22 protein-coding genes are annotated in these 24601 nt (G+C 68.2%); 7 read left to right on the top strand and 15 right to left on the bottom strand.

Features of this window, described 5'->3' with window-relative positions:
• Positions 1-39 precede the first annotated feature (39 nt).
• Both ABAZ39_RS05165 and ABAZ39_RS05160 read left to right on the top strand, forming a co-directional pair.
• Positions 40-657: an MlaC/ttg2D family ABC transporter substrate-binding protein gene (locus ABAZ39_RS05165; RefSeq protein WP_038527421.1), complete on the top strand. Its 618-nt coding sequence runs from the start codon at positions 40-42 to the stop codon at positions 655-657.
• Positions 658-853: 196 nt separating this feature from the next.
• The gene (locus ABAZ39_RS05160) at positions 854-2335 is read left to right on the top strand and encodes a pentapeptide repeat-containing protein (protein WP_038530747.1); all 1482 of its coding nucleotides are present in this window, start codon (positions 854-856) and stop codon (positions 2333-2335) included.
• Positions 2336-2386: 51 nt separating this feature from the next.
• Here ABAZ39_RS05160 and ettA read toward each other — a convergent pair whose 3' ends face one another.
• On the bottom strand, positions 2387-4063 hold the full coding sequence (ettA, locus tag ABAZ39_RS05155) for an energy-dependent translational throttle protein EttA (protein ID WP_038527418.1): 1677 nt from the start codon (positions 4061-4063) through the stop codon (positions 2387-2389).
• Positions 4064-4186: 123 nt separating this feature from the next.
• Here ettA and ABAZ39_RS05150 point away from each other — a divergent pair, with 123 nt between their 5' ends.
• Positions 4187-4654: a YaiI/YqxD family protein gene (locus ABAZ39_RS05150; RefSeq protein ID WP_035674278.1), complete on the top strand. Its 468-nt coding sequence runs from the start codon at positions 4187-4189 to the stop codon at positions 4652-4654.
• 49 nt (positions 4655-4703) lie between these two features.
• Here the strand turns inward: ABAZ39_RS05150 and ABAZ39_RS05145 are convergent, their stop codons facing one another.
• Together ABAZ39_RS05145 and ABAZ39_RS05140 are read right to left on the bottom strand one after the other, a co-directional pair.
• Positions 4704-6017 (bottom strand): hypothetical protein, encoded by a 1314-nt coding sequence (locus tag ABAZ39_RS05145; protein WP_038527413.1) that lies wholly within the window; start codon positions 6015-6017, stop codon positions 4704-4706.
• A 98-nt stretch (positions 6018-6115) separates the two neighbouring features.
• Complete coding sequence (locus tag ABAZ39_RS05140; RefSeq protein ID WP_247881630.1) at positions 6116-6694, bottom strand: hypothetical protein; 579 nt, start codon at positions 6692-6694, stop codon at positions 6116-6118.
• Between the two features lie 520 nt (positions 6695-7214).
• Here ABAZ39_RS05140 and ABAZ39_RS05135 point away from each other — a divergent pair.
• Together ABAZ39_RS05135 and ABAZ39_RS05130 are read left to right on the top strand one after the other, a co-directional pair.
• The gene (locus tag ABAZ39_RS05135) at positions 7215-7655 is read left to right on the top strand and encodes a hypothetical protein (RefSeq protein WP_247874829.1); all 441 of its coding nucleotides are present in this window, start codon (positions 7215-7217) and stop codon (positions 7653-7655) included.
• Positions 7656-7796: 141 nt separating this feature from the next.
• On the top strand, positions 7797-8261 hold the full coding sequence (locus tag ABAZ39_RS05130) for a hypothetical protein (RefSeq protein ID WP_247881629.1): 465 nt from the start codon (positions 7797-7799) through the stop codon (positions 8259-8261).
• 40 nt (positions 8262-8301) lie between these two features.
• Here ABAZ39_RS05130 and bfr read toward each other — a convergent pair whose 3' ends face one another.
• The 10 genes from bfr to ABAZ39_RS05080 form a co-directional block, all read right to left on the bottom strand.
• On the bottom strand, positions 8302-8787 hold the full coding sequence (gene bfr / locus ABAZ39_RS05125; protein ID WP_014240606.1) for a bacterioferritin: 486 nt from the start codon (positions 8785-8787) through the stop codon (positions 8302-8304).
• 123 nt (positions 8788-8910) lie between these two features.
• A complete protein-coding gene (gene malQ, locus ABAZ39_RS05120) occupies positions 8911-11100 on the bottom strand; it encodes a 4-alpha-glucanotransferase (protein WP_038527400.1) in 2190 nt (729 codons plus the stop codon).
• Positions 11101-11321: 221 nt separating this feature from the next.
• Entirely contained in the window at positions 11322-12374 is a 1053-nt protein-coding gene (locus ABAZ39_RS05115; RefSeq protein ID WP_038527396.1) for a response regulator, read from the bottom strand.
• 87 nt (positions 12375-12461) lie between these two features.
• Positions 12462-14612 (bottom strand): glycogen debranching protein GlgX, encoded by a 2151-nt coding sequence (gene glgX, locus ABAZ39_RS05110; RefSeq protein ID WP_038527393.1) that lies wholly within the window; start codon positions 14610-14612, stop codon positions 12462-12464.
• A 28-nt stretch (positions 14613-14640) separates the two neighbouring features.
• Entirely contained in the window at positions 14641-14997 is a 357-nt protein-coding gene (locus ABAZ39_RS05105) for a HepT-like ribonuclease domain-containing protein (RefSeq protein WP_038527390.1), read from the bottom strand.
• Entirely contained in the window at positions 14987-15304 is a 318-nt protein-coding gene (locus tag ABAZ39_RS05100) for a nucleotidyltransferase family protein (protein WP_038527387.1), read from the bottom strand. Before ABAZ39_RS05100 ends, ABAZ39_RS05105 begins: the two co-directional genes overlap by 11 nt.
• A gap of 110 nt (positions 15305-15414) precedes the next feature.
• On the bottom strand, positions 15415-17679 hold the full coding sequence (glgB, locus tag ABAZ39_RS05095) for a 1,4-alpha-glucan branching protein GlgB (protein ID WP_038527385.1): 2265 nt from the start codon (positions 17677-17679) through the stop codon (positions 15415-15417).
• Positions 17680-17785: 106 nt separating this feature from the next.
• Complete coding sequence (gene treS, locus ABAZ39_RS05090; RefSeq protein WP_038527382.1) at positions 17786-21109, bottom strand: maltose alpha-D-glucosyltransferase; 3324 nt, start codon at positions 21107-21109, stop codon at positions 17786-17788.
• 179 nt (positions 21110-21288) lie between these two features.
• Complete coding sequence (locus tag ABAZ39_RS32845; RefSeq protein ID WP_051657809.1) at positions 21289-21723, bottom strand: bacteriohemerythrin; 435 nt, start codon at positions 21721-21723, stop codon at positions 21289-21291.
• Between the two features lie 157 nt (positions 21724-21880).
• Positions 21881-22405 (bottom strand): GNAT family N-acetyltransferase, encoded by a 525-nt coding sequence (locus ABAZ39_RS05080; protein WP_038527379.1) that lies wholly within the window; start codon positions 22403-22405, stop codon positions 21881-21883.
• A gap of 93 nt (positions 22406-22498) precedes the next feature.
• Here ABAZ39_RS05080 and cysQ point away from each other — a divergent pair, with 93 nt between their 5' ends.
• Positions 22499-23272 carry a 3'(2'),5'-bisphosphate nucleotidase CysQ gene (gene cysQ / locus ABAZ39_RS05075; protein ID WP_038527377.1) on the top strand — a complete coding sequence of 258 codons (774 nt, stop codon included), beginning with the start codon at positions 22499-22501 and terminating at the stop codon, positions 23270-23272.
• A complete protein-coding gene (locus ABAZ39_RS05070) occupies positions 23266-24063 on the top strand; it encodes a ferritin-like domain-containing protein (RefSeq protein WP_038527374.1) in 798 nt (265 codons plus the stop codon). Before cysQ ends, ABAZ39_RS05070 begins: the two co-directional genes overlap by 7 nt.
• A 15-nt stretch (positions 24064-24078) precedes the next feature.
• Here ABAZ39_RS05070 and ABAZ39_RS35415 read toward each other — a convergent pair whose 3' ends face one another.
• Positions 24079-24375 carry a type II toxin-antitoxin system RelE/ParE family toxin gene (locus tag ABAZ39_RS35415; RefSeq protein ID WP_144243462.1) on the bottom strand — a complete coding sequence of 99 codons (297 nt, stop codon included), beginning with the start codon at positions 24373-24375 and terminating at the stop codon, positions 24079-24081.
• A complete protein-coding gene (locus ABAZ39_RS05065) occupies positions 24372-24578 on the bottom strand; it encodes an addiction module protein (RefSeq protein ID WP_038527370.1) in 207 nt (68 codons plus the stop codon). Before ABAZ39_RS05065 ends, ABAZ39_RS35415 begins: the two co-directional genes overlap by 4 nt.
• Between the last annotated feature and the right edge of the window lie 23 nt (positions 24579-24601).

Below are 24601 nucleotides of genomic sequence, written 5' to 3'. Positions count from 1 at the left end.
TGTTGACAAAGCCTCCGCGGCAGCCACTTTTGCCTTGCCATGCTGACACGTCGCCTGTTTCTCGTGTGCGCGGCCCTGCTCGCGGTGAGCAGCTGGGCCGCCCGTCCCGCCGCCGCGCAATCGGCCGATCCGGGCGCGACCGCGTTCATCCAATCGCTGGGTAACGAGGCCGTCGCCACCTTCTCGAACAAGAGCCTGTCGCGCGAACAGGCGGTGCAGCGCTTCCGCACCCTGCTCTACCAGGGCTTCGACGTGGCCTACATCGGGCGCTGGGTGCTGGGCCGCTATTGGAACTCCGCCACGCCGCAGCAGCACGACGAGTACCAGAAGCTGTTCGAACGGTTGATCGTCAACACCTACGCCGACCGCTTCGTCGAGTATTCGGGCGAGACCTTCCGGATCTCCGGGTCCCGCGTGGAAGGCGAAGCGGACACCATGGTCTCCACCCAGATCGTCCGCCCCAACGGCCCGCCGGTGAATGTGGACTGGCGCGTGCGCAAGCGCGACACCGCCTACAAGATCATCGACGTGGTGGTCGAGGGCGTGAGCATGGGCGTGACCCAGCGCCAGGAATTCGCTTCCGTCATCGGCCAGAACGGCGGTCGGGTCGAAGGGTTGCTCCAGGCGCTGCGCCAGAAGGTCGGTAGCGCCGGCTGATCCTTCGCTCCGCGCGTCCCGGAAAGACCGGACCATCTCAAGGGCTGCCTTCAGGCGGCCCTTTTTCACGGCTGCTTTTTCATGGCCCCTTTTTCATGATGGGCCCAAACGGCGATTCCGTGACGAACACCGCCGGAAGGGGTATGGTCCCGCCCGAAGCCTCTCTTGTGTGTTGCAGCAGCGGGCGCCCCATCCGATGGCCGACCGGACTCCGAACGAGATCGAAGAGATCAAGGCGATCATCCTCGCCCACCAGACGTGGCTGACGCGCCGCGGCGGGCGGCGGGCCGACCTCAGCTTCCGCGATCTTTCGAATCTCAACCTCGACCGGGTGAACCTGAACGGGGCGAAGCTGGCCGGAACCAATCTGGTCGGCGCCCGCCTCGTCCGGGCCGACCTCTCGCAGGCCGACCTGTTCGGCGCCGACATGGAAGGGGCGAACCTGACCGCCTCGACGCTGATCGGGGCGGATCTGCGCGGCGCCAACCTGCACCGCGCCATCCTGACCGACGCCAACCTGCGCGGCGCCGACTTCCGGGCCGGGTCCCTGATGAACGGAACGAGCGACAAGCCGCGCAGCGACGGCGTCACCCGCCTGACCGAGGCGAAGATGGAGCGCTCCATCCTGGCCGGCGCGAACTTCACCGGGTGCGACCTCAGCGGCGCCGACCTGAACGACGCCGATCTGACGGGCGCCGACATGACCGCGGCCGTCCTGGTCGGCGCCGATTTCTGGGGCGCCACCCTGGACGGCGTGACCTTCGACGGCACCACCATCGACGAGGCGACGCTCGACCGCAACTACCTGCCCGCCTCCCTCCCGGAGAACGCCATCGTCAAGCCGGCCTACAAGCCGATGCCGGCGGGCGCCTTCCTGGAGGCCGTCACCGAGCACGAGCGGTGGGTGAACAGCCAGGGGGCGGAGGGCCGCCATCTCGATCTCGATCTCGTCTCGGTGATCGGGGCCGACCTGACCGGCCGCGTGCTCGCCGCCGCACGGCTGCGCCGTTGCCGCCTGATGGGTGTGCGGCTGCGCAAGGCCAGCTTGGAGATGGCCGACCTCTCCTACACCGAGATGATCGGGGCCGACCTGACGGAGGCCTGCCTGAACGGCACCAACCTGCGCCGGGCCGGGCTGTCCCGCGCCGTCCTGGCCCGCGCCGACGCCCGCCCCGCCCGCCTGTCCGGCGACCGTCCCTGGCCCGCCAATTTCGACGGCGCCAACCTGACCGGCGCCGACCTGCGCGACGCCCGGATGGAGGACGCGGTGCTGCGTTCCGCCAAGCTGGGTGGCGCGAAGCTCGACGGCACGGGGATCACGGTGACGGTGGACACCGCGCCATCGCCGCCCCCGGCGCCGGAGGAACGGCGGGCGCAGAAGCGCTACGCCCAGCCCTGTCTGGTCGTCCAGACCGACCGTGGCGCCCATTCCTCCCGCAACTGGTCGATCGGCGGCGTCAGTTTCTACGCTCCGGACGATCTGTTCGAGGAGGGCGAGACGATCGAGGGCCGCCTGTCCATCGCCGGGCGGAACGACATCATGGCCACCGCGCGTATGGTCGTCGTGCACAAGGGCGCGGGGAAAGGCCAAGTGTCCGTGCGCTTCCACCAGTACGGCGACGATCTCAAGCAGCTCTTGAAGACCGCCTTCCTGGAGCATCAGAAGCTGGAAGGGTAGCCGGAGAACGCCCCCTCCCCCGAAGGGGGAGGGGGCGTTCGCCGGAGCCGCTTAGGAACGGACCAGCGGCTTGTACTTGATGCGGTGCGGGTTCACCGCATCCTCGCCCAGACGGCGCTTCTTGTCGGCCTCGTAGGCTTCGAAGTTGCCCTCGAACCACTCCACATGGCTGTCGCCCTCGAAGGCCAGGATGTGGGTGGCGAGGCGGTCGAGGAACCAGCGGTCGTGGCTGATGACCACGGCGCAGCCGGCGAAGCTCTCCAGCGCCTCTTCCAGGGCCCGCAGCGTGTCGACGTCCAGATCGTTGGTCGGTTCGTCGAGCAGCAGGACGTTGGCGCCGGACTTCAGCATCTTGGCGAGATGGACGCGGTTGCGCTCACCGCCGGAGAGCTGGCCGACCTTCTTCTGCTGGTCCGGACCGCGGAAGTTGAAGGACGAGACGTAGGCGCGGCTGGGCATCGACTTCTTGCCGAGGTCGATGATGTCCAGCCCGTCGGAAATCTCCTCCCACACGGTCTTGTTCGGGTTCAGCGAATCGCGGCTCTGGTCGACATAGCCCAGCTTCACCGTCTCACCGACGCGGAAGGTGCCGGCGTCCGGCCCATCCTGCTCGGTGATCATGCGGAACAGGGTGGTCTTACCGGCGCCGTTCGGGCCGATCACGCCGACGATGCCGCCCGGCGGCAGGCGGAAGGACAGGCCGTCGATCAGCAGGCGGTCGCCGAAGCCCTTGTTGATGCTCTCGGCCTCGATGACGACGTTGCCCAGGCGCGGCGGCGTCGGGATGACGATGCGGGCCTCGCCCGTCGCTTCCTTGCCGCTCTCGGCCAGCAAGGTCTCGTAGGCGGAGATGCGGGCCTTGCTCTTGGCCTGACGGGCGCGCGGGGACTGCCGGATCCATTCCAGCTCGGTGGCGAGCTGCTTCTGGCGGGCCTCCTCGGCGCGGCCTTCCTGCTCCAGACGCTTCTGCTTCTGCTCCAGCCAGGAGGAATAGTTGCCTTCCCACGGAATCCCCGACCCGCGGTCGAGTTCGAGGATCCAGCCAGTCACGTTGTCGAGGAAGTAGCGGTCGTGGGTGACCAGGACGACGGTGCCCTTGTAGTCCTCCAAGTGCTTCTGCAGCCACGCCACGGACTCGGCGTCCAGATGGTTGGTCGGCTCGTCGAGCAGCAGCAGGTCGGGCTTTTCCAGAAGCAGCTTGCACAGCGCGACGCGGCGGCGCTCACCGCCAGACAGCTTGGTCACGTCGGAATCGCCCGGCGGGCAGCGCAGCGCGTCCATGGCGATCTCGACCGTGCGGTCGATGTCCCAGGCGTCGGCGGCGTCGATCTTTTCCTGAAGCTCGGCCTGCTCGGCCATCAGCGCGTCGAAGTCGGCGTCCGGGTCGCCCATCGCCTCAGACACGGCGTTGAAGCGGTCCAGCAGGCCCTTGGTCTCGGCCAGGGCCTCCAGGACGTTCTCCTGCACCGTCTTCGTCGGGTCGAGCTGCGGCTCCTGCGACAGGTAGCCGACCTTGGCGCCCTGCGCGGCCCAAGCCTCGCCCGAATAATCCTTGTCCAGGCCGGCCATGATCTTCATCAGGGTCGACTTGCCGGCGCCGTTGACGCCGAGGACGCCGATCTTCACGCCGGGCAGGAAGGACAGCCAGATGTTGTCCAGAACCTTCTTGCCGCCGGGGTAGACCTTGGACAGGCCCTTCATCACATAGACATATTGATAGGACGCCATGCGCCGCTCCGACCCTTCTGCACAAAAAGGAAAAATCCAGGACGCCACCCGCGGCGCCACTTCGCTCGTTCAGGGTTTTAGCGCATAAGGACGCGGCATGAAACGGCGAAGGAGGGAAGCCGGGTGGTCGAGATTTATGTGGATGCCGATGCCTGCCCGGTAAAGTCGGAAATTTACCGGGTGGCCGGGCGCAACGGAATCAAGGTGTGGATCGTCAGCAACGGCCCGCTCCGCCTGCCCAACGAATGCCTGTCGGAGCTGGTCGTCGTCGGGTCGGAGTTCGACGCCGCCGACAACTGGATCGCCGAGCACGCGACCGAGGCCGACATCGTGGTCACCGCCGACATCCAGCTCGCCGACCGCTGCGTCAAGAAGCGCGCCGTGGTGATCGGCCCGACCGGCCGCCCCTTCACCGACGACAGCATCGGCTCGGCCATCGCCACCCGCGCGCTGATGCAGGATCTGCGCGACATGGGCGTGGTCAGCGGCGGCAACAAGCCGATGAGCCAGCAGGACAAGTCGAAGTTCCTGCAGACGCTCGATCAGGCGGTGCAAGCGCTGAAGGCCGGACGGCGGCCGAAATGGCGGTGAGGCGTCACTCGGGCAAAGTTCACTTGGGCAAAGTTCACTTGGGCAGGATTCACTCGGGCAGCGCGCCGGCCTGACCGGCGGCGAAGGCGCGCGCCTGCCCGTGCGTGGCGATCCCCCGCTGCTCCAGCCGCGTCAGCAAACCCGCGGCCAGTTCCGCCTCGACCAGGGCGGGGGCGAAGGGACCCAGGCGGCGGTCGGTGGCGATGCCGAAGGCGGCGCCCAATTGCACCAGCGAGGCCCCCTCCAGCGCCGGATCGAGCGCCGCGGCGAGCCGGGCGAGGTCGAGCGTCGGCGGCGCCTCCGGCTCTGGCAGGCCGGCGTCGCGGCAGGCGCGGGCCAGCGTGCCGAGCGCCGTGTCCACCCCCCAGCCGACCACCGCGCAGCCGCGCAGGGCGTCGGCGATCACCAGCCAAGCCGCGGCGAAGGGGCGCGCGCCTTCCACCATCGCCGCGGTCACGCCGTGGGTCGCAGTGCCCTCCGCCGGGATCGGCGCGCCGGGATCGATGAACAGCTCCAGCGACAGGCTGCGGAAGACGCGCGGCCCGACCATCCGCACCGTCCCCACGGCGACGACCGGCCCCTCCTCCGCCCGCCCGGTGGCGGTGGCCACCCACAGGCTGACCATCGGCAGGGCCAGCAGCGGGTCCTCGTCGCCGAGATGGACGGGACGGGCGTTGGGGCGCAGCAGCCTCCGCTCGCCGGACAGCAGCGGCTGCGCCTCCCCCGCCTTCGCCGGGAAGACCAGGGCGATCCCCGACTGGAGCCCCAGATCCTTGACGCGGACCGGCACCTCGCCCCCCTGGGCGCGGCGCAGCAGGGCGGAGACCATCTGGCCGTCCTCGCGCGCCCGCTCGATGGCGCGGAACAGCTCGGGGCGCGACAGGTGGTCGTAGATGTCGGCCCCGGCCGCCAGCCCAAGATGGGCGGAGGCCGCCGGATTCAGCGTGTCGATCCGCCCGAAATCGTCGAGCACCACCACCGGCTCCTCCAGCGCGGCGATCACCCCGGCCAGCCGTTCGCCCGGACGGCTTTCGCCGTGGCGGCCATGACGCAGCGCCTCCGCCGCCGCCCGCGCGAGGTCGCCGGCCTCGTCCTCCTTCGCATCGGCGGCGAGGGAGGCGGCGCTGCGTCCACGCCACGCAGACAGGGTCTCGCGCAGCCGGCCCAGATCGCGGAAATGGCGGTTCAGCCGGGCAAAGGCCATCCACAGCGCCAGCACGCCGATCCCGACCGCCCCCATGTCCAGCAAGGAACGCTCGGGATCGGCGACGACCAGCCGCCCGATCTCCACCCCCAGGAAGGCGAGCGCCATGCCCGCCACCGCAAAGCCCAGCACCGCCGAACGCCACGCCCCGCCCCGCATCGGGCCGCCTCCACACACCGTACGAATGGCGCGACTGTAGCGCCCCCGGGTGCCGGCGGAAAGGGAGCGGGCGGGTCAGCCCTCCCGCTCCCGCCCTGCTAATCCGCCGCGAAGCAGTAGAGCAGCCCCGCGCCGCCCGTGCTCTTCAAGGCATCCTGGCTGCAACCGCCCCGCGTCAGGTGCGAGCTGTTCCAGGATTTGGCCGAGGGGTCGTCGCCGAGCCCCATGCGGTCGTGGTGACCGACCATGGCGGCGCCCTCCGTCCCGCTGCGGGTCCAGTTGCCGCAGGTCCGGTCCTCCGCACCATCGAAGGCCGTGCCGTCCGGCTGGCTGCCGGTCAGGATGTCGTGGGTGTTGGGGGTGTCGCCGCGGCCTTTGACCGTCTCACCGGTTTCGGTCAGCCCGGTCTGCTTGGTCAGGCCGTTGGTGGTGTGCAGATCCTCCACGCTGCGGGCGATCACCTGCCCCTTGGCGTTCTGCCAGGGGCCGGGGCCGATGCGGTCGCGGGCGTTCACTGCGGGTCGGCCGTCGGCCGCCTGGGTGGACAGATAGGCCTTCCAGTCGCGGTTCCCCGCCCCGACGGCCTGCGCCAACTGCCGGCAATGGCGATCCGCACCTTCCAGGCCGCCGAGGTCGGCGCCCTTCCCCGATCCGACGCTGGTGATGAAAAAGCTCATGCCCGCGGAGCCTCCGGACGTCTGCGCAGACGCCGGCGCCGCCGCCGACAGAACCGCCGCCGATAGCGCAGCGCCGATGCCAGCCCCAAAGATGGTGCGGACCATGGGTGCCCTCCCCTGCCTTGTTGTTCAGACGATGGTGGTTTGTGGACGCTGGGCCAAACGGCTTTATTCCGCATCCTTTCGGCGCTCCGCCCATCCGCATGGCCGATCCTTCTTTTTTCCCCTTCCGGTGCGGTGCGGAATCCTTATCTTCCCTGGCGGTTCGCTGGGCGACCTCGCCCCAAGAGCCCCATCGAATTATTTAATACGAATTTCGAACCATTTTTCCCACATATCGCTCGAAAGCTCCATGCAACTCAAAATAATTATGAGAGTGAGCGCGAACAAACACACGCTCTCGTTATCCCGCCTTTAAAGATTCAAAGACTTATTTGGAGGCTGTTAATCGCTCATTAAGGCAGTTTTGGCAGATTTGATCTTGCGTTCTCCTTCACATTTTTTGGGTCCGGCGATGGTGATGGTCTACCACCCTTACGCGCTCCAGCATCGGCGGGAACGGCGGTCCGGGCGCAGGCTTGCGCTGGCCTTGATCGTCGCGCTCGGCCTTCCCCTGGCGGTGGGCGCCGGCTACACCCTGGAGACGGTGCGCGGCTACGCGGTGCAGGCCCGTTTGGCGCAGGCGGTGGACGCAGCGGCCCTGGCCGGTGGACGGGTGATGTTCGACGACCAGCGCGACGGCCATATCCGCAGCTTCTTCGACAACGCCTTCACCAAGAGCTTCCTGGGTGCCCACGCCGCGGTGCTGAAGATCGAGGACGACACGCGCAGCGGCGTGCTGACGGTGCACGGACAGGCGACGGTGAAGGCGCTGTTCACCCGCGTCCTGGGCGGCAGTGATCTGGTCGTGGAGGCGCAATCGGTCGTGCGCCGCAACATCCGTGGCCGCAAGGGGTCTTAAACCCTTCGAATCGCACCCCTCGGCGCCGTCGGATGGACGGCCACCACGGCGCCGTGCCCCTGCCCGAATTTTTTAAGGCATCGGGAAGCTTTGCGCTGATACGATACGGGATCAGGTTCACCCACAAGCCGCCCCGCCCCCGTGTCCAGCATCCTGTCCCTATCATCGGCGTCGAACGCTCAATCCCTGTCCGGGATGAGTCGGCTTCGGCAGATGCTGGCCAGCGAAGCCATTGCGGTGCAGCCCATCCGGCGCGTGCCGGGGGAACAGGAACGCCGGCGGTCCGACGATGTCTCGGCCACCGACGATGCGCTGAAAAGCGGAAACTGGACGGAACTGGGCGGAGCGGAAGGCAATCGCGCCGGCCGTGCCGGTTCCTCGTCCAGATTTGCGCTGGACGATGCGGAGGGTGACGACGGACCAGTGACCGGCGCGTCGCCGCGCCTGAGCGCCACCCCCAACGCTGGTTTTATAGCGCAGAGCATCCATCAGGACGCCATGGGCAGCGGCCTGCACATCGAACCCTGGTCCGCCGCCATCACCGCCTACCGCAAGGCCGACGCCGCGGCCTATGCGGCCGGGACGTCGGCGGGGATGTCCGTCTAGGCGGCGGACCGCTCCCCATCGCCTGTTAGGCCCCCATCGCTTAGGACGAGGAGTCCTCGCCGTAGATCTGCTCCTGCTGGTAGGCGGTCAGGCCCACGCGCTGGATCAGGTCGAGCTGGGTCTCCAGCCAGTCGATGTGTTCTTCGGTGTCCTCCAGGATCTCCCGGAAGATTTCGCGGCTCTGATAGTCGCGCACCGCGTCGCAGTCGGCGATGGCTTCCAGCAGGTTGCCGCGGTTGTGGCTCTCGATGCCCAGGTCGGCGGTGAACATCTCCGGCAGGTCCTCGCCGATCTTCAGCTTGTGCAGGTCCTGAAGGTTGGGAAGACCTTCCAGGAACAGGATGCGCTCGATCAGCTTGTCGGCGTGCTTCATCTCGCCGATGGATTCCTCGTAGACCTTGCCCGCCAGCCGGTGCAGGCCCCAGTTCTTCAACATGCGGGCGTGCAGGAAATACTGGTTGATGGCCGTCAGCTCGTTCGTCAGAATCGTGTTGAGGTGCCGGATAACCTTCGGATCACCTTTCATCTACCCCTCCGTCTTGATTGGCCACGCGGGATCGCGCGCGGCGCGCTGTTCTTTTGCCCGACGACTGCCGCCAAGTGTAAGCCAATAGCGCAGGATCGCAATCGGCTTCCGGTTCGGCTGGCTTCAGGGCCGCTCGCCGCGGACCGCCTCGGCCAGCCGGCGCAGCCCCTCGTCCCCGGCCATCGCCTCCACCGGCAGGCCAAGCCGGCGGCGCCAATTCGGATGCTGGTCCACGGTGCCCGGCAGGTTCGGCTGCTCCACCTCGCCAAGCGCGTCCTCGATCTGCACCATGGCGATGCGGCCCGGCGAGCGGGCGAGATAGCGGTGCACCGCCTCCATCAGCTCGCGCGAGAAGGGTTGCGAACCCTCGTTGTTCGGGTAGCGGACCGGGCGCAACCCTTCCCGCTCCAGCGCCTGAAGCATCCACCAGCGGTCCACGCCGCGGTCCCAGACGTCCTTGTTCCGCGCCGCCTCGTCAGGATAGAGGTCCAGTTTGGCCCGCCAGTCGAGGTCGCGGTTGATCCAGAAACCCTTGAAAGTGGCGAGGTCGTGGGTGGTCACCGTGACCATGGCCCCGGCGGGATACTCGTCCGGCGCCTTGAAGCCGCCATCGGCGCTGCGCTCGAAATACAGCACGCGGTAGCTGAGGATGCCGGCCCGCTCCAGCGCCGGGCGGAAGCCCTCCGGCACGGTGCCGAGATCCTCGCCGATGACGATGCAGCGGTTGCGCCGGCTTTCCAGCGCGATGATCCGCAGCAGATCCTCGAACGGGTACTCGACATAGGCGCCGTCGCTGCCGTCCGCCGGGATCCAGAACAGGTGCTGCAAAGCCATCACATGGTCGATGCGCAGCGCCCCGGCGTGGCGCATGTTGGCGCGCAGCATGGCGATGAAGCTGCCATAGGCCGATTCACGCAAGCCCACCGGCGACAGCGGGGCGAGGCCCCAGTTCTGCCCCTTCATGTTGAACTGGTCCGGCGGCGCGCCGACGTTGGCCCCCTGCACCAGGATGTCCGACTCACCCCAGGCCGCCGCCCCGCCGGGATGCGCCGCCACGGCGAGGTCGCGGTAGAAGCCGATGGGCAACCCGGCTCGGCGCCCGCGCTCCGCCGCCGTGCCCAGCTGGCGGTCGGCCTCCCATTGCAGATACTCGAAGAAATCCACCCGCTCGGCCTGCTCGGCGGCGAAGGCCTGGACCTCCGGGCTGTCCGGGTGCTGGAAGGCCGGCGGCCACGTCCGCCACATCCATTGGGACGGGTCGCGGCGATAGAAATACTCGTGCAGCGCCTCGAACACGGCGTGGCGGCGCAGCGGCTCGCCCATCTCCCGTCGGAACGTCTCGAACGCCTCGCGCCGCGCGTCGCTCTCGCCCAGCGCGCGGAAGGTCGCGTGCAGCGCCTCCAGGACCGGCATCTTCAGGGCGGAGACGGCGGGATAGTCCACCAGCTCCATCGCCCGCGCGGCGGCCAGCCGCTGCCGGAAGTCCTCCGACGCGATGAGGGCCTGCGCCTGCGGCGTGGCCGCCAGCTCCGGCACCCGCTCCACGTCGATGTAGAGGACGTTGAGGAAGGTTCGGCTGCTCGGCGAATAGGGGCCGATGTGGTTGGGGTCGGCCGGGAACAGCGCGTGCAGCGGGTTGAGCCCGACCAGCCCGGCGCCGAGCCCCGCCGCCGTCTCGGCGAAGCGCCCGAGATCGTCGAAGTCGCCGATGCCCCAGTCATCGCCGCTCTTCAGTGCGTAGAGCTGCAAACCGATGCCCCAGGTCCGCCCGCCGGGAACGACGTCCTCCACCGTCAGGCAGCGCTGCGGGGCGACGATCAGCACCGTGCCGCCCTCCAGCGTGCCGCCCACGCCCTGGGGCCGGATCACCACCGACAAACGGTGATAGCCGAGCGGCAGGGTCGGCGGCAGGCGGGTCGAAACCGTCCGCCGCTCGTAGGCCACGCCGTCGAGCACCCGCTGCTCGGCCAGCGGCAGGTTGCCGACGCGCAGCGCCGCGCGGTGGGCGAGCCCGCCCTCCTCGGTCAGCGTCCAGGTCAGCTCGGCGTCCTCCAGCCCGGCTGGGACGGCCAGGGCGAGGCTGAGCGGCGCGCCCTCGTCGATCACCAGGACGGGAGGCAGCATGCGCCGCCACGCCCGGTCCTCCACCGCGTGCAGGCTCGCCGCCAGTTCCTCGCCGGTGTCGGCGGGATAGCCCATGGCGGCGGACAAGGCCCGCTTCGTCGCGTCGGAGGTCTCGCGCCGGTTGCCCCAGATGTCGTGGTAGAAGGGCTCGATGCCAAGCCGTTCGGCAAGCCGGTCGAGATCGCTCATTCAGGGGTCCCCGCGTTTGTCGGTCGTGCGTCTTGGTGGCGTCATTCTGGCCGCAACGGCCTGCGCGCGAGCATTGCGCGTCGGGCCGATTCCGTCCAGCCCCGAACATTCGAATTTTCATATTGACCGCAACGCTTTCGCGCACGGCGACGGGGCAAGGGTGACAACGCGCCGCAACCCTGGATGATCCGGCCTTCTTCAGCGGCTCACCATTTGCGGGATCACGACCCGACCGCCTCTTTCGCGGCATCGCCATTCGCCGCGGGCATCGCCACGGCGACCCGTGCCGCCTCCGCCTTGGCCGCCTCCGCCTTGGCTTGGGCCATCTGCTCCAGGCGGGTGCGGTAGCCGGTCACGGCGGCGGCGACCTCCGCCATCATCGCATCGAGCGGGCGGGCCGTGTCCACCGCCCGCATCAGGTCGCGGGCGAGCGAGCGAGCGCTCTCCAGCTCCTCCGCCGCGACGGCGCCCGATTCGGCGTGGAGCCGCAGCCGTTCGGCCATCATCTTCAGGGACTTGGCGACGGACTCCGCCGGTCCCGGCTCGCCCAGGTCGTCGAGGCGGCGCAGCAGGTCGTCGAGGAAGGCCGGGACGCGGGCCACATGCTCCACCGCCATGCGCTCCGGCGGGCGGGCGGTCAGGCCGATGGCGGCGAACTCGATCAGGAAGGCGACCTGGACGCTGATGCGCAGCAGCTTCTGCTCGTTGACGAAATGGTTGGCCTCGGCCATGAGCTGCCGGGCGTTGATGTGCGCCCAGCGGTTGGTGGCCTTCAGCCGCAGCGTGTTCGGCGCGTCGAGCAGCGGCACCTGGGCGCCCTCGCGCGGCGACTTGCGCCGGTCGGGGCCGGTGTAGTCGGCAGTCACCACGAACTTCTTGCGCGATTCGATCAGGGCGGCCAGCCGTTCCTGAACCTGCTTGGGCGAGACCGGCTTCACCAGAAGATCGTCGGCCCCGGCGTTGGTGACGCGCATGACCAGAAGGGGCGTCGGCTGCCACGTCGTGGCGACGATGCAGGCGTAGGGATTGCGGGTGTCCGGCTCGTTGCGCAGGCGGCGAATGAGGCGCAGCGCCTCCGCCTCCTCCCCGTCGATGTCCAGCAGGATCAGGTCGGGGGTGGCCGCCGCCGCCATGTCCGCCGCGTCCCGGACCGAGCCGTAGGTCTCCGCCCGCTTCATCCCCAGCCGCGCCAGCACCTCGCGCAGGACGCGCTGGGTGTTGGACTGCGTGTCGATGATGGCGGCATCAACCAGGGAATAGTCGTAATCGGGCATGCGTCGATTCCGCGGAAACCGGAGGTAGAAAGGCCACCCCAGGCCAGGACGTTAGCACAGGCGGAAAATACCGCCTAATGACCCGCATCAACGACCGGGCGATTCGACCTGCACGAACACCAGCGCCGTCCGCCCGTCGACCGGCATCGTCCGCCCGGCGAGCTGCATCCGCCCGTCGCCGGCCCCGTCCGCCACGCGGGTGTCGAGCACGCAACGCCAGCCGCGCGCGTCGGGAACCTCGGGCAGTGTGACGTTGACCGTGTCGGTGTGGGCGTTCAGCACGATCAGCAGCACCCCGTCGTCCTGCGGCGCCCCGTCCACCCCGGTATAGGTTCCGGCATGGCCGTTCAGCAGCAGCATGATGCAGCGCGCGTGGCCGTTGCGCCAATCCTCCGCCGACTTCTCAACCCCCTGCGGCGTGTACCAGACGATGTCCTTCAAACCGTCCGCGGAGGTGCGGCGGCCGTGCAGGAACACCGGACGGCGCAGCACCGGATGGGCCTTGCGCAGCGCGATCAGCCGCTTGACGAAGGCCAGCATCGGCCCGCCCTCGCCCTTCAGCCGCGCCCAGTCGAGCCAGGAGGTCTCGTTGTCCTGGCAATAAGCGTTGTTGTTGCCCTTCTGGCTGTGGCCGATCTCGTCGCCGGCCAGCATCATCGGCGTGCCCTGCGACAGGAACAGGGTGGCCAGCAGGTTGCGCTTCTGCTTGGCGCGGGCCTCGCGGATCGCCGGGTCGTCGGTCTCACCCTCCACCCCATGGTTCCAGGAGTGGTTGGCGGAATGGCCGTCGCGGTTGTCCTCGCCGTTGGCCCAATTGTGCTTGTCGTTGTAGGAAACGAGGTCGTGCAGGGTGAAGCCGTCGTGCGCCGTGACGAAGTTCACCGACGACCAGGGCCGCCGCCCGCGCTTCTCGAACAGGTCCGATGAGCCGGCGATGCGCCCCGCCAGTTCCGGCAGCATGCCGTCGTCGCCGCGCCAGTAGCGGCGCACGGTGTCGCGGTAGCGGTCGTTCCACTCCGCCCAGCCCGGCGGGAAGTTGCCGACCTGATAGCCGCCGGGACCGACGTCCCACGGCTCGGCGATCAGCTTGACGTCGGCCAGCGCCGGGTCCTGCCGCACGGCGTCGAGGAAGCCCGACCCGGGGTCGAACCCATAGGGCTCCCGCGCCAGCACGGTGGCGAGGTCGAAACGGAAGCCGTCGACGTGCATCTCCGTCACCCAGTAGCGCAAGCTGTCCATGACCATCTGGAGCACGCGCGGGTGGCTGAGATTCAGGGTGTTTCCGGTGCCGGTGTCGTTGATGTAGAAGCGCGGATTGTCGGGCAGCAGCCGGTAGTAGCTGAGGTTGTCGATGCCCTTGAAGGACAGGGTGGGGCCGAGATGGTTGCCCTCGCCCGTGTGGTTGTAGACCACATCGAGGATGACCTCGATCCCCGCCTCGTGCAGGCGGGCGACCATGGTCTTGAACTCCGACAGCACGCCGGTGGTCATGTAGCGCGGCTCGGGCGCGAAGAAGCCGACGCTGTTGTAGCCCCAGTAGTTGCGCAGGCCCTGCCCGACCAGATGCCGGTCGTCGGCGAAGGACTGCACCGGCAGGAACTCCACCGAGGTGATGCCCAGCGCCTTCAGATAGTCGATCACCGCGTGGGTGGACATGCCGGCGAAGGTGCCGCGCAGCGGGGCCGGCACCTCCGGGTGGCGCATGGTGAAGCCGCCGACATGCGTCTCGTAGATCACCGTGTCCGACCAGGGCACCGCCGGGTGACGGTCGTGGCCCCAGGTGAAGGCGCGGTCGACCACCCGGCACTTCGGCATGCCGCGGGCGTTGTCGCGCCGGTCGAAGGACAGATCCTCGCGCGTCGAGCCGACGCGGTAGCCGTAATGGGCGTCCGACCAGCGGAACGGCCCGAACAGCGCCTTGGCGTAGGGGTCGAGCAGCAGCTTGTTCGGGTTGAAGCGGTGCCCCGCCGCCGGCTCGTAGGGACCGTGGACGCGGTAGCCGTAGAGCAGGCCGGGCCGGGCCTCCGGCAGATAGCCGTGCCAGACCTCGTCGGTGTGCTCCGGCAGGACGACCCGCTCGACCTCGCGCTGGCCGGTCTGGTCGAACAGGCACAGCTCGACCTTCTCTGCGTGAGCGGAGAAGAGGGCGAAGTTAACCCCGAACCCGTCCCAGTTCGCCCCCAGCGGATAGGGCTTGCCGGGCCAGACGGCGGTGCGCGTGGCGGTGGAGATGGACATCAGACGACGATCCCGTCTTGTGGGACCGTCATGGCCGGTTCCCTTCGATCCGCATCAACTCCGCGACGACCACAGCCCTCAGCGGCGAAAGTTCGTGTTGAATGGTGTGCCACGTAAGAGCGTCGTCCACGTTGTCGTAATCGTGCCGGTAGATGTTACCGGCACCGGCTATGGCCCGCCAATCGATTTCGGGATGGCGCTGTCTGACGTCATCGGGGATGCGCCGAGAGGCTTCCGAAATGATTTCGAGAGCGCGCAGCACGGCGTAACTGGTCTTCTGATCGGCCAGAAAATCCTCGAACCCCATTCCAGAAACGAATCGGGCAATCGCATCGATGTTCTGAACGATGTCCTCCAGCCGCCGCTGCGGCGACCTAGAAGGCATGCACCGCCTCCTCCGCCACGCTGTCCCGAAGGGCGGGTTTCAAATTCCTCCGCACCACCACATCCGTCGGACGGTCGAACAGGTCACCGATGTCCAGCGTCACCCGCGTGTACTCGAACAGCCCCATGGGACGCCCGGGGTCCAGATCGATCACGATGTCGATGTCGCTGTCGGATCGGGCCTCGCCACGTGCCACAGAACCGAAGACGGCGGCATGCAGGACACCGCGTCGACGCAGGTCCGCACTGTGGCTGCGCAGGATGCGCACCACCTCTTCGACGGACGGCGGCCGGTTCCTCATCGTCATGAACGTTCCCCCGGACGCTCGTCCGCCCGGAGCCTGTGCGGGATAACCAAATCAATAAAGAAGAGGCACGCACCGCCCGTCAAGGGTGCCCATTGGGAAGAGACGGCCCCCTACCCCGCCTTCCGCTCCAGCACCAGCGTGCCCAGCGGCGGCAGGGTCAGGGTGATGGAGTGCGGACGGCCATGCCACTCCGTCTCCTCGCTCTCCACGCCGCCGGCGTTGCCGACGCCGCTGCCGCCATACTCCGGGGCGTCGGTGTTCAGCACCTCCTCGTAGCGACCCGGCAGGGTGACGCCAACGCGGTAGCCGTCGCGCGGCATCGGGGTGAAGTTGCAGACCACGACCACATGGTGCTCCGGGTCCTCCCCGCTCTTGCGCAGGAAGGCGAGGACGGAGTTGTCGCTGTCGTTTGCCTCGATCCATTCGAAGCCCGCCGGGTCGCAGTCGGTCTGGTGCAGCGGCTTCAGCCCGCGGTACATGCCGTTCAGGTCGCGCACCAGCGCGTGCAGCCCCTGGTGCAGCGGCTCCTCCAGCAGATGCCAGTCCAGGCTGTGCGCCTCGCTCCACTCGCGCCACTGGCCGAACTCGCCGCCCATGAACAGCAGCTTCTTGCCGGGATGGGCGAACATGAAGCCGTAATAGGCGCGCAGGTTGGCGAACTTCTGCCAGTCGTCGCCCGGCATCTTGTTGATCAGCGAGCCCTTGCCGTGCACCACCTCGTCGTGGCTGAGCGGCAGGACGAAGTTTTCCGAGAACTGGTAGATCAGGCCGAAGGTGAGCTGGTGGTGGTGGTAGCGGCGGTGGATGGGGTCCTTCGCCATATACTCCAGCGTGTCGTGCATCCAGCCCATGTTCCACTTGTAGCCGAAGCCCAAGCCCCCGAGATAGACGGGTCGCGACACCGCCGGCCACGCCGTGGATTCCTCGGCCACCGTCATGATGCCCTGGTTGTGGCCGTAGGTCAGTTCGTTCATCCGCTTGAGGAAGGCGATGGATTCCAGGTTCTCGCGCCCGCCGAAGCGGTTGGGAACCCACTCGCCGGCCTTGCGGCTGTAGTCGAGGTAGAGCATGGAGGCCACGGCATCGACCCGCAGCCCGTCCAGCCGGTAATGCTCCAGCCAGAACAGCGCGTTGCCGAGCAGGAAGTTCTGCACCTCCGTCCGGCCGAAATTGTAGATCAGCGTGTTCCAGTCCTGGTGATAGCCCTGGCGCGGGTCGGCGTGCTCGTAGAGGTGCGTGCCGTCGAACCAGCCCAGCCCGTGCGGGTCGGTCGGGAAGTGGCCGGGCACCCAGTCGAGCAGCAGCCCGATCCCCGCCGCGTGGCAGGCGTCCACGAAATACTTGAAGTCCTCCGGCGTGCCGTGGCGGCTGGTCGGCGCGTACATGCCGATCGGCTGGTAGCCCCAGGAGCCGTCGAAGGGATGCTCGGTGATCGGCAGCAACTCGATGTGGGTGAAGCCGAGATCCTTCACGTAGGGCACCAGCCGGTCGGCCAGTTCGCGGTAGGTGAGGAAGCGGTCGCCCTCCTCCGGCACCCGCGCCCAGGAGCCGAGATGGACCTCGTAGATGGAGATCGGAGCGGTCAGGTCGGCGCTGGCGGAGCGGGTCCGCTGCCACTCGGCGTCCTGCCAGTCGTAGGACGGCAGGCCGTGCACGACGGAGGCGGTCTGGGGGCGGAACTCCGCCTGGAAGGCGTAGGGGTCGGACTTCAGCGGCAGCAGGTCGCCGCCCGCCCCCTTGATCTCGAACTTGTAGCGCTGGCCGACGGTGGCGTGGGGCACGAAAATCTCCCACACACCGGCTTCCGTCCGCTTGCGCATGGGCAGGCGCCGTCCGTCCCAGTCGCAGAAATCGCCGACGACGCTGACCCGACGGGCGTTGGGCGCCCAGACGGCGAAGGCCACGCCGGCCACGCCGTCGATCTCCCGCGGGTGGGCGCCCAGCCGCTCGAAGCTCTTGAGGTGCGTGCCCTCGGCCAGCAGATGGATGTCCAACTCGCCCAGGACGGACCAGAAGCGGTAGGCGTCCTCGAACTCCACCGTCGCCAGGGGGAACTGGACGCGCAGGCGGTAGCGGAAGGGCTCCTTGCGGTCGGTCAGGACGGCGACGAAGAAGCCCTCGCCATGGACCTTGTCCGCCTCGCCCACCGGGTCGCCCGACGCGCTGTCGATCACCCACAGCTTTTCCGCGCCGGGGATGAAGGCGCGGACCTCGACGGGCTGATCCTTGCCGGTCTGGTGCATGCCCAGGATCGCGAAGGGATCACCGTGGTTGGCGTGGACGATGGCCTCGATGCCGCCGCTCAACGGCGACGCGGCCTTCGGCGACGCTTCCTGCGCCTTGGCACGGTTTCCCGTTCGGATGTCGTTCGGCATCAGCTGACCTTCCCCTACCCTTGCTCGTTCTTGGGGTGTGAACATAGCGCCGGGGCGTTTGTCACACCACGCCCGCGGCGTCCTATGTCCCGTTTCGGGTTTTGCCTCAGGACTCGCCGTCCAGAAGCCCCAGCACGCCCTTCACCGGAATGCCGATCCAGTTGGGCCGGTTGGCGGCCTCGTAGGCGATCTCGTACAACGCCTTCTCCATCAGGAAAAGCGCGAGGAGACGGCGGTCACCGGCGGTTCCGTCCGGCACGTCCGGGCAGGCCCCCATGGCGGCGCGGTAGGCCTCCAGGAAGCTCTGCATGCTGCGCCGTTCCCAATCAAGCGCCGCCTCCATCACGGCACCGGCCTCCTCCAGCACGCCCGTCTCGTCGATCCGGAACAGCGCTGCCCAGGTGGCGTAGTTGAAGGAGCGCAGCATCCCCGCCACGTCCCGCAGCGGGCTGTGCTTGGCCCGGCGCTCCTCCAGGGACTTCGCCGGCTCGCCCTCGAAGTCGATGATGTACCAGTCGTTCTGGGCACGCAGCACCTGCCCCAGGTGATAGTCGCCGTGGATGCGCGTCTTGTCGCCCTGCGGTGGCGTGTCCGCCAGCTCGGCCAGCCGGTTCATCACGTCAGTGCGGCGGGCCAGCAGCGATTCCGCCTGCTCGCGCACGGCGGGGGCCAGACGGTCCAAGGCGCCGGGCAGCGCGGCGAAGGCGGCCTCGGCCTGACGGCGGGCGGCCTCGCCCCAGCCCTTCAGGTCGTCGGCGGTGACCGGCTCCGGATCGAAGGCCGGATCGCCGGTCCGCTTCGCCAGCGCGCAATGGAGTTCCGCGGTGCGCTGGCCGAGTGTCGCCATCATGGCGGCGTGCATGCCGAAGGGTTCGCCCTCAGTGGGCTCCTCCGGGTCGTGGGACAGGCCGAGACGGATGTCGTCAAGATCGCGCACCAGCGAATCGACGGTGCTGCTCCAGCCGTCGCCCTGGTTGCGGACATAGCCCTGGAGAACGAACAGCGCGGTCGGCGTGCCGTCCTCCGCCACATGCTCGACGGAACCGAGCAGCGGCGGCGTGTTCTGGAAGCCCGCCACCTCGGTCAGAAAGCGCCCGACCTCCAGTTCCGGATGGGCGCCGGGGGTCAGGCGGCGGAACGCCTTCAGCACGGCCTGGCTGCCGACGAGGATGGAGCTGTTGCTCTGCTCCACGCCGAGGCGGCGGATTTCGGTGTCGTCGTCCACCGACAGGTCGGCCATGCAGGCCGTGGGCGAGAAGCGCAGGTGCCCGCTCGACGCCGGAACCTCCCGCCCCTCGCGCAGGGCGGTCAGCAGGCTGCGGGTGAAGGCGTCGGCCTGCATGGCGTCGTAGATGGCGCCGGTCCGCGGACCGCGCCGGGCCTTGGCCAGCGTGAAGGGCAGCAGCGGCCAGCCGGTGTTGCCGGCGTTCTCCTCCCAGCTCATGGCGAGCGGCAGGAAGTAGGACTGCGGCTTGGCTCCGGTCAGGGAGACGTCGGCCCGCACCATCATGAAGCCGTCGCCCGGCCCGTTGAGCCGCGCGAACATCGGGATGTGCGCGCTCTCGATCCGGCGGTCCTTGGCGGCGAACCAGCGCTGCTGCGGCAGGTAGGCCTGCAGGATGTCGCGTGCCAGTTCCTCGCCGGCGCGGCCGCTGATCAGGCTGTGCCAGCCGTCGCGCACGACAATGGTCAGCAGGTCGGGCACCGGCTCCGGCATCGTCTCGTGCCAGGAGGGCAGAGCCGCCTCGGCGGCCAGCGCGAACCAGTAGAAGCCGTAAGCAGGGATGGTCAGCAAGTAGGGCAAATCGCCGACCGGCGGGAAGACCGTCCGGCCCAGCATCTCCACCGGCACGCGCCCGCGGAACTGCTTCAGGTCCAGTTCGACCGCCTGGGCGGAGCGGGACAGGTTGGCCACGCAGAGGATGACCTCGTCGCCCTCCTCCGTCGAATGGCAGCGCAGATAGGCCAGGACCTTGCGGTTGCCCGGATAGAGGAGTTGGAAACGGCCGCGCCCGAAGGCCTTGTGCTGCTGGCGCACCGCGATCAGCCGCTTCATCCAGTTCAGCAGAGACGACGGGCTGCGCTGCTGCGCCTCCACGTTGATGGCCTGGAAGCCGTAGATCGGGTCCTGGATCGCCGGCAGATACAGCCGAGCCGGGTCGGCGCGGGAGAAGCCGCCGTTGCGGTCGGGCGACCACTGCATCGGCGTGCGCACGCCGTCGCGGTCGCCGAGATAGATGTTGTCACCCATGCCGATCTCGTCGCCGTAATAGAGCACCGGCGTGCCCGGCATGGACAGCAGCAGGCTCTTCAACAGCTCGATCTTGCGGCGGTCGTTCTGGAGCAGCGGGGCGAGGCGCCGCCGGATGCCCAGGTTGATCCGCATGCGCCGGTCGGCGGCGTAGAAGTCCCAGAGATAATCGCGCTCCCGGTCGGTCACCATCTCCAGCGTCAGCTCGTCATGGTTGCGCAGGAAGATGGCCCACTGACATTCGTCCGGGATGTCCGGAGTCTGGCGCATGATGTCGGCGATGGGGTGCCGGTCCTCCATGGCGACGGCCATGTAGATACGCGGCATCAGCGGGAAGTGGAAGGCCATGTGGCATTCGTCCCCGCCCTTCTCCAGGTCGCCGAAATAGGGGAGCACGTCCTCCGGCCACTGGTTCGCTTCGGCCAGCAGCATGCGGTCGCCGTAGCCCTTGTCGATCTCGGTGCGGATCGCCTTCAGGACGTCGTGGGTTTCCGGCAGGTTCTCGTTGTTGGTGCCCTCGCGCTCCTTCAGGTAGGGCACGGCGTCGAGCCGCAGCCCGTCCACCCCCATGTCCAGCCAGAAGCGCATGACGTTCAGCACCTCCTGAAGAACCTTCGGGTTGTCGAAGTTCAGGTCGGGCTGGTGCGAATAGAAGCGGTGCCAGAAATAGGCCTGCGCCTCGGAATCCCAGGTCCAGTTGGACTTTTCCGTGTCGCAGAAGATGATGCGGGTGCCCTGGTACTTCTGGTCGGTGTCGGACCAGACGTAGAAATTGCGGTGGTTGGAACCCGGCTTGGCCTGACGGGCGCGCTGGAACCACGGGTGCTGGTCGGAGGTGTGGTTGATGACCAGTTCCGTGATGACACGCAGGCCGCGGTCGTGGCACTCGCGCAGGAACCGCTTGAAGTCCTGGAGATTGCCGTAGGACGGGTTGACCGCCTTGTAGTCGGCGATGTCGTAGCCGTCGTCGCGCAGCGGCGAGGGGTAGAAGGGCAGCAGCCACAGCGTGGTGACGCCAAGCTCCTGGATGTAGTCGAGCTTCTGCGTCAGGCCGGCGATGTCGCCGATGCCGTCATTGTCGGCGTCGAAGAACGCCTTGACGTGAAGCTGATAGATGACCGCGTCCTTGTACCAGAGCGTGTCGTTCCGATCGATCCGGCCATTGTCCGAGTTCTTCATACCGCCCCGTCGCTCCGCTGGTCTGGTGGAGCGGGGCCGCCGCACGGGCGGGGAATCCCGCGCCCATCCGGCAGCCGCGCCACATCATAAACCAGTTAGAGTTGGGTCCGTTCCACGGCAAAGGCAACGTTGGACGCGAAACCTGCGATGGCGGACCACCATTGGAGGCGGTGCCGAACTCAGGCGGAGGCCCGCTTCCGCTTGGCGCCAGGAATAAGGCTGCGGTAGACGCCCTGATCCTCTTCGATGAAGTGGGCGATCAGGCGGTGCTCGACCCAGTTGGTCAGTTCGTTGGGCGTGCAGAAGACGACGCCGTACGGCCCCTCGAACCGCAGGGCCAGCAGTTCTTCGGTGATCTGCCGGTGCAGCCGCTTGTGCTTCTCGACGCCGGCGCTCTTGGCGTCGATCCAGAACTGTTCCTCGTCGGAGAAATGCTCCTCCGTGTACTTCACCAGGGCGGCGAAGGCGTTCTGGATGATCTTGTAGCCCTGCCCCGCCGCGACCGCCATGTGCAACAGCCCGGCCAGTTCCAGAAGGGTCCGGTGCTGCTCGTCGATGGACTCGTTTCCGACCGTGTATTCGGACTTCCACGGGAAGCGGGCGGATGGCTGCATGGGAGGGCCTGCCGGCGAACGGCTGTGCTGAAGGTGTGGGGGACGCCGCAAGATAGCACCCCGAACCGCCCGCCGGGGTCGGACAACTTGCCGCAAATCGTGTCTCCGCCTGGCGCGATGGATGCAATCTTCGGCAAATTATCACAAAGGCGTCGGATCAGCCTTTCACCGGCTTCGTCATGTAGGTCATGCCGCCGCCGTAGGAGGCGAGCTTGGCCGCCAGCCCGGCCCCGCCGTCATGGGGCCGGAATCCTTGCGCGTCCCAAAAGGCCCGCGCGCCGGGGGTCGAGGTCAGGGCCAGCCAGCGAAACCCCTGCCGCGCCGCCAGCGCGTTCATGCGCTCCAGCGCCGCCACGCCCAACCCCAGACCCCGCGCCGCGGGCAGCAGGGCGACGTCGTGCAGATAGAGGCAGTCCGGCATTTCCGGCAGCGCGCCGAGCGGCGAGTCGAGCGGCGGCGGAACACCCAGCCGGCCCGGATGCATCACGATATAGCCGATGCAGGGTCCGTCCGCGTCCGCCCCGGAGACTTCCGCCATGGCGCAGCCGTCGGGGTAGAGGGCCAGCCGCTCGGCGAACACGGCACGTTCCTCCGGGTAATCGGGGTGCACGACCTCGGCGATGGCCATCACACGGTCCAGGTCCGCCGATTCCATCGCCCGCCAGCCCGCATTCATCCGCATTCTCCTGTCCTCCCCGCCCTTTCCAGCCTTCCAGCCCACCATCCGGGCGCGCTATGGTGACCGTTCGCACACCAGCCGACCGGAGGACCACCCATGACCGACACCGCCGCGGCGAGCCTGCTGCCCAAGGTGCGGACCATCGCCCACGAAGCGGGTCAGGTGATCCTGCGCTTCTACAACGACGGCATCGACGCCGCCACAAAGGTCGACGGCAGTCCGGTCACCCAGGCCGATCTGGCCGCCGAGCACGTCATAACCCCGGCCCTGCACCACATCGCCCCCGGCATTCCGGTTGTCGCGGAGGAGGCCGTGGCCGCCGGGCACCGGCCGGACATTTCCGGCGGGCGGTTCTGGCTGGTCGACCCGCTGGACGGCACCAAGGAGTTCATCAGCCGCAACGACGAGTTCACCGTCAACATCGCCCTGATCGACGGCGGGCGTCCGGTCCTGGGCGTCGTCTACGCGCCGGCCACCGGCGACCTCTACGCCGCCTGCGGAGCGGGCACCGCCGTTCATTGGGTGGAAGGCCGCCACGACTACCCCATCCAGGTGCGCAAGCCGCCGCCCGACGGCCTGACCGTGGTCGCCAGCCGCTCCCACGGCAGCGGCAGCGAACTGGACGGCTTCCTCGCCGGCTACACGGTGAAGAACCGGGTGACCTGCGGCAGCTCGCTGAAATTCTGCACGGTGGCGTCCGGCAAGGCCGACCTCTACCCCCGCTTCGGCCCGACCAGCGAATGGGACACCGCCGCCGGCCACGCCATCCTCGCCGCCGCCGGCGGGCGGGTGGAGCAGCCCGACGGCTCGCCCTTCCTCTATGGCAAGGCCGACATCGTGAACCCCCATTTCGTTGCGTATGGATGGTGACGACTCTGTGTGACGCGGCCATCGCGGTTCTGACCACCGCGGCGCCGCTGGAGAAGGTGCGCCTGACGCGGAATTACGCCGCGGCGTGGCGCGATGGCCTCATTGCTGAGTTCGGCGCGCTGGTCCCGCCGGAGCGCCCCGCCCGTCCGGAGCGTCCGCCGCTGATGCTGCCCCGCGACATGCCCAAGCGCGGGCGCGGCGGCAGCGCGCAGAACCGCCTCGCCCTGCTCCACGCGCTGGCCCACATCGAGCTGAACGCCATCGACCTCGCCTGGGACATCGTGTGCCGCTTCGTCGGCGAGGGGATGCCCAAGGGCTTCACCGACGACTGGGTGCAGGTCGCCGACGACGAGGCCCGGCATTTCCAGATGCTGGAGGAGCGGCTGAACCAGCTCGGCTCCGGCTATGGCGAGTTGCCGGCCCATGACGGGCTGTGGCAGGCGGCGACCACCACCGCCCACGACCTCGCCGCCCGGCTGGCCGTGGTGCCCATGGTTCTGGAGGCGCGCGGGCTCGACGTCACTCCGGAAACCGTCCGCCGCCTGCGCGAGTTCGGGGACGCGGAGAGCGCCGCCCTGCTCCAGGTCATCCACGACGAGGAGATCACCCACGTCGCCGCCGGACGCCGCTGGTTCGGCCATCTCTGCGCCAAGCGCGGCGTGGACCCGGTGGAGACGTGGCAGGATCTGGTGAAGCGGTATTTCCGCGGCGGCCTGAAGAAGCCGTTCAACGTGACCAGCCGCCAAGCCGCCGACTTCGGCCCGGAATTCTACGAGCCGATCGCGGAGTAACAAGCGATGGCGCCGTCAGGTCCGGCGGCGCCATCGTTCCGGATGGCGGCTGGTATGAATGCAAGCGATGACATACACGCCGTCGGCCTCGTCACGGAAGAACAGGGCATAGGGAAAACGCCCAAGCCACGCCCGTTGAATGTTGCCATGCACATGCGGAAAGCGGTGTGGGGCGTCTCCGATCCGCCACGACAGCGCATCAATGGCATCGAAAAAGCGGTCGCCCAAACCTGCGGAGCGCGCATCGTACCATGCCTGCGCCTCGGCCAACTCCTCCGCTGCTTCAGGAAGAAAGTAAACGGGACGGCTCACGCTCTCCCCGGACGCAGGACGCCGCGGAGTTCAGTCCAGGATACGGCCTTGACCCGGCCTTCCTGAAAGTCAGCGTTCCGGCGGTCGAGTTCGGCCCGCACCCCCTCCGAGACCGGCACATCGCCTTCATCCAGCGATTCCCAAAGCTCTCCGATCAGGTCCAGGCGTTCCTGGGGGGACAAGTGGCTGAAATCGATGGGCATGACGATGGGCTTTCATCCAGGGC

The organism is Azospirillum argentinense, from assembly GCF_000632475.1.
GTDB classification, from domain to species: Bacteria; Pseudomonadota; Alphaproteobacteria; order Azospirillales; family Azospirillaceae; genus Azospirillum; species Azospirillum baldaniorum.
Note: the sequence above shows the minus strand (reverse complement) of the source record. Positions and strands in the feature narration are given on the sequence as shown.

Bases quoted from the DNA above. Each gene is read 5' to 3' on its own strand.
- ABAZ39_RS05135 (WP_247874829.1), top strand. From the start codon at position 7,215: ATGGTCTACCACCCTTACGCGCTCCAGCATCGGCGGGAACGGCGGTCC.
- ABAZ39_RS05105 (WP_038527390.1), bottom strand. From the start codon at position 14,997: ATGCCTTCTAGGTCGCCGCAGCGGCGGCTGGAGGACATCGTTCAGAAC.
- glgX (WP_038527393.1), bottom strand. From the start codon at position 14,612: ATGTCCATCTCCACCGCCACGCGCACCGCCGTCTGGCCCGGCAAGCCC.
- ABAZ39_RS05080 (WP_038527379.1), bottom strand. From the start codon at position 22,405: ATGCGGATGAATGCGGGCTGGCGGGCGATGGAATCGGCGGACCTGGAC.
- cysQ (WP_038527377.1), top strand. From the start codon at position 22,499: ATGACCGACACCGCCGCGGCGAGCCTGCTGCCCAAGGTGCGGACCATC.
- ABAZ39_RS05160 (WP_038530747.1), top strand. From the start codon at position 854: ATGGCCGACCGGACTCCGAACGAGATCGAAGAGATCAAGGCGATCATC.
- treS (WP_038527382.1), bottom strand. From the start codon at position 21,109: ATGAAGAACTCGGACAATGGCCGGATCGATCGGAACGACACGCTCTGG.
- bfr (WP_014240606.1), bottom strand. From the start codon at position 8,787: ATGAAAGGTGATCCGAAGGTTATCCGGCACCTCAACACGATTCTGACG.
- malQ (WP_038527400.1), bottom strand. From the start codon at position 11,100: ATGAGCGATCTCGACCGGCTTGCCGAACGGCTTGGCATCGAGCCCTTC.
- ABAZ39_RS05100 (WP_038527387.1), bottom strand. From the start codon at position 15,304: ATGACGATGAGGAACCGGCCGCCGTCCGTCGAAGAGGTGGTGCGCATC.
- ABAZ39_RS05115 (WP_038527396.1), bottom strand. From the start codon at position 12,374: ATGCCCGATTACGACTATTCCCTGGTTGATGCCGCCATCATCGACACG.
- ABAZ39_RS05165 (WP_038527421.1), top strand. From the start codon at position 40: ATGCTGACACGTCGCCTGTTTCTCGTGTGCGCGGCCCTGCTCGCGGTG.
- glgB (WP_038527385.1), bottom strand. From the start codon at position 17,679: ATGCCGAACGACATCCGAACGGGAAACCGTGCCAAGGCGCAGGAAGCG.
- ABAZ39_RS05065 (WP_038527370.1), bottom strand. From the start codon at position 24,578: ATGCCCATCGATTTCAGCCACTTGTCCCCCCAGGAACGCCTGGACCTG.
- ABAZ39_RS05070 (WP_038527374.1), top strand. From the start codon at position 23,266: ATGGTGACGACTCTGTGTGACGCGGCCATCGCGGTTCTGACCACCGCG.
- ettA (WP_038527418.1), bottom strand. From the start codon at position 4,063: ATGGCGTCCTATCAATATGTCTATGTGATGAAGGGCCTGTCCAAGGTC.
- ABAZ39_RS05145 (WP_038527413.1), bottom strand. From the start codon at position 6,017: ATGCGGGGCGGGGCGTGGCGTTCGGCGGTGCTGGGCTTTGCGGTGGCG.
- ABAZ39_RS05140 (WP_247881630.1), bottom strand. From the start codon at position 6,694: ATGAGCTTTTTCATCACCAGCGTCGGATCGGGGAAGGGCGCCGACCTC.
- ABAZ39_RS32845 (WP_051657809.1), bottom strand. From the start codon at position 21,723: ATGCAGCCATCCGCCCGCTTCCCGTGGAAGTCCGAATACACGGTCGGA.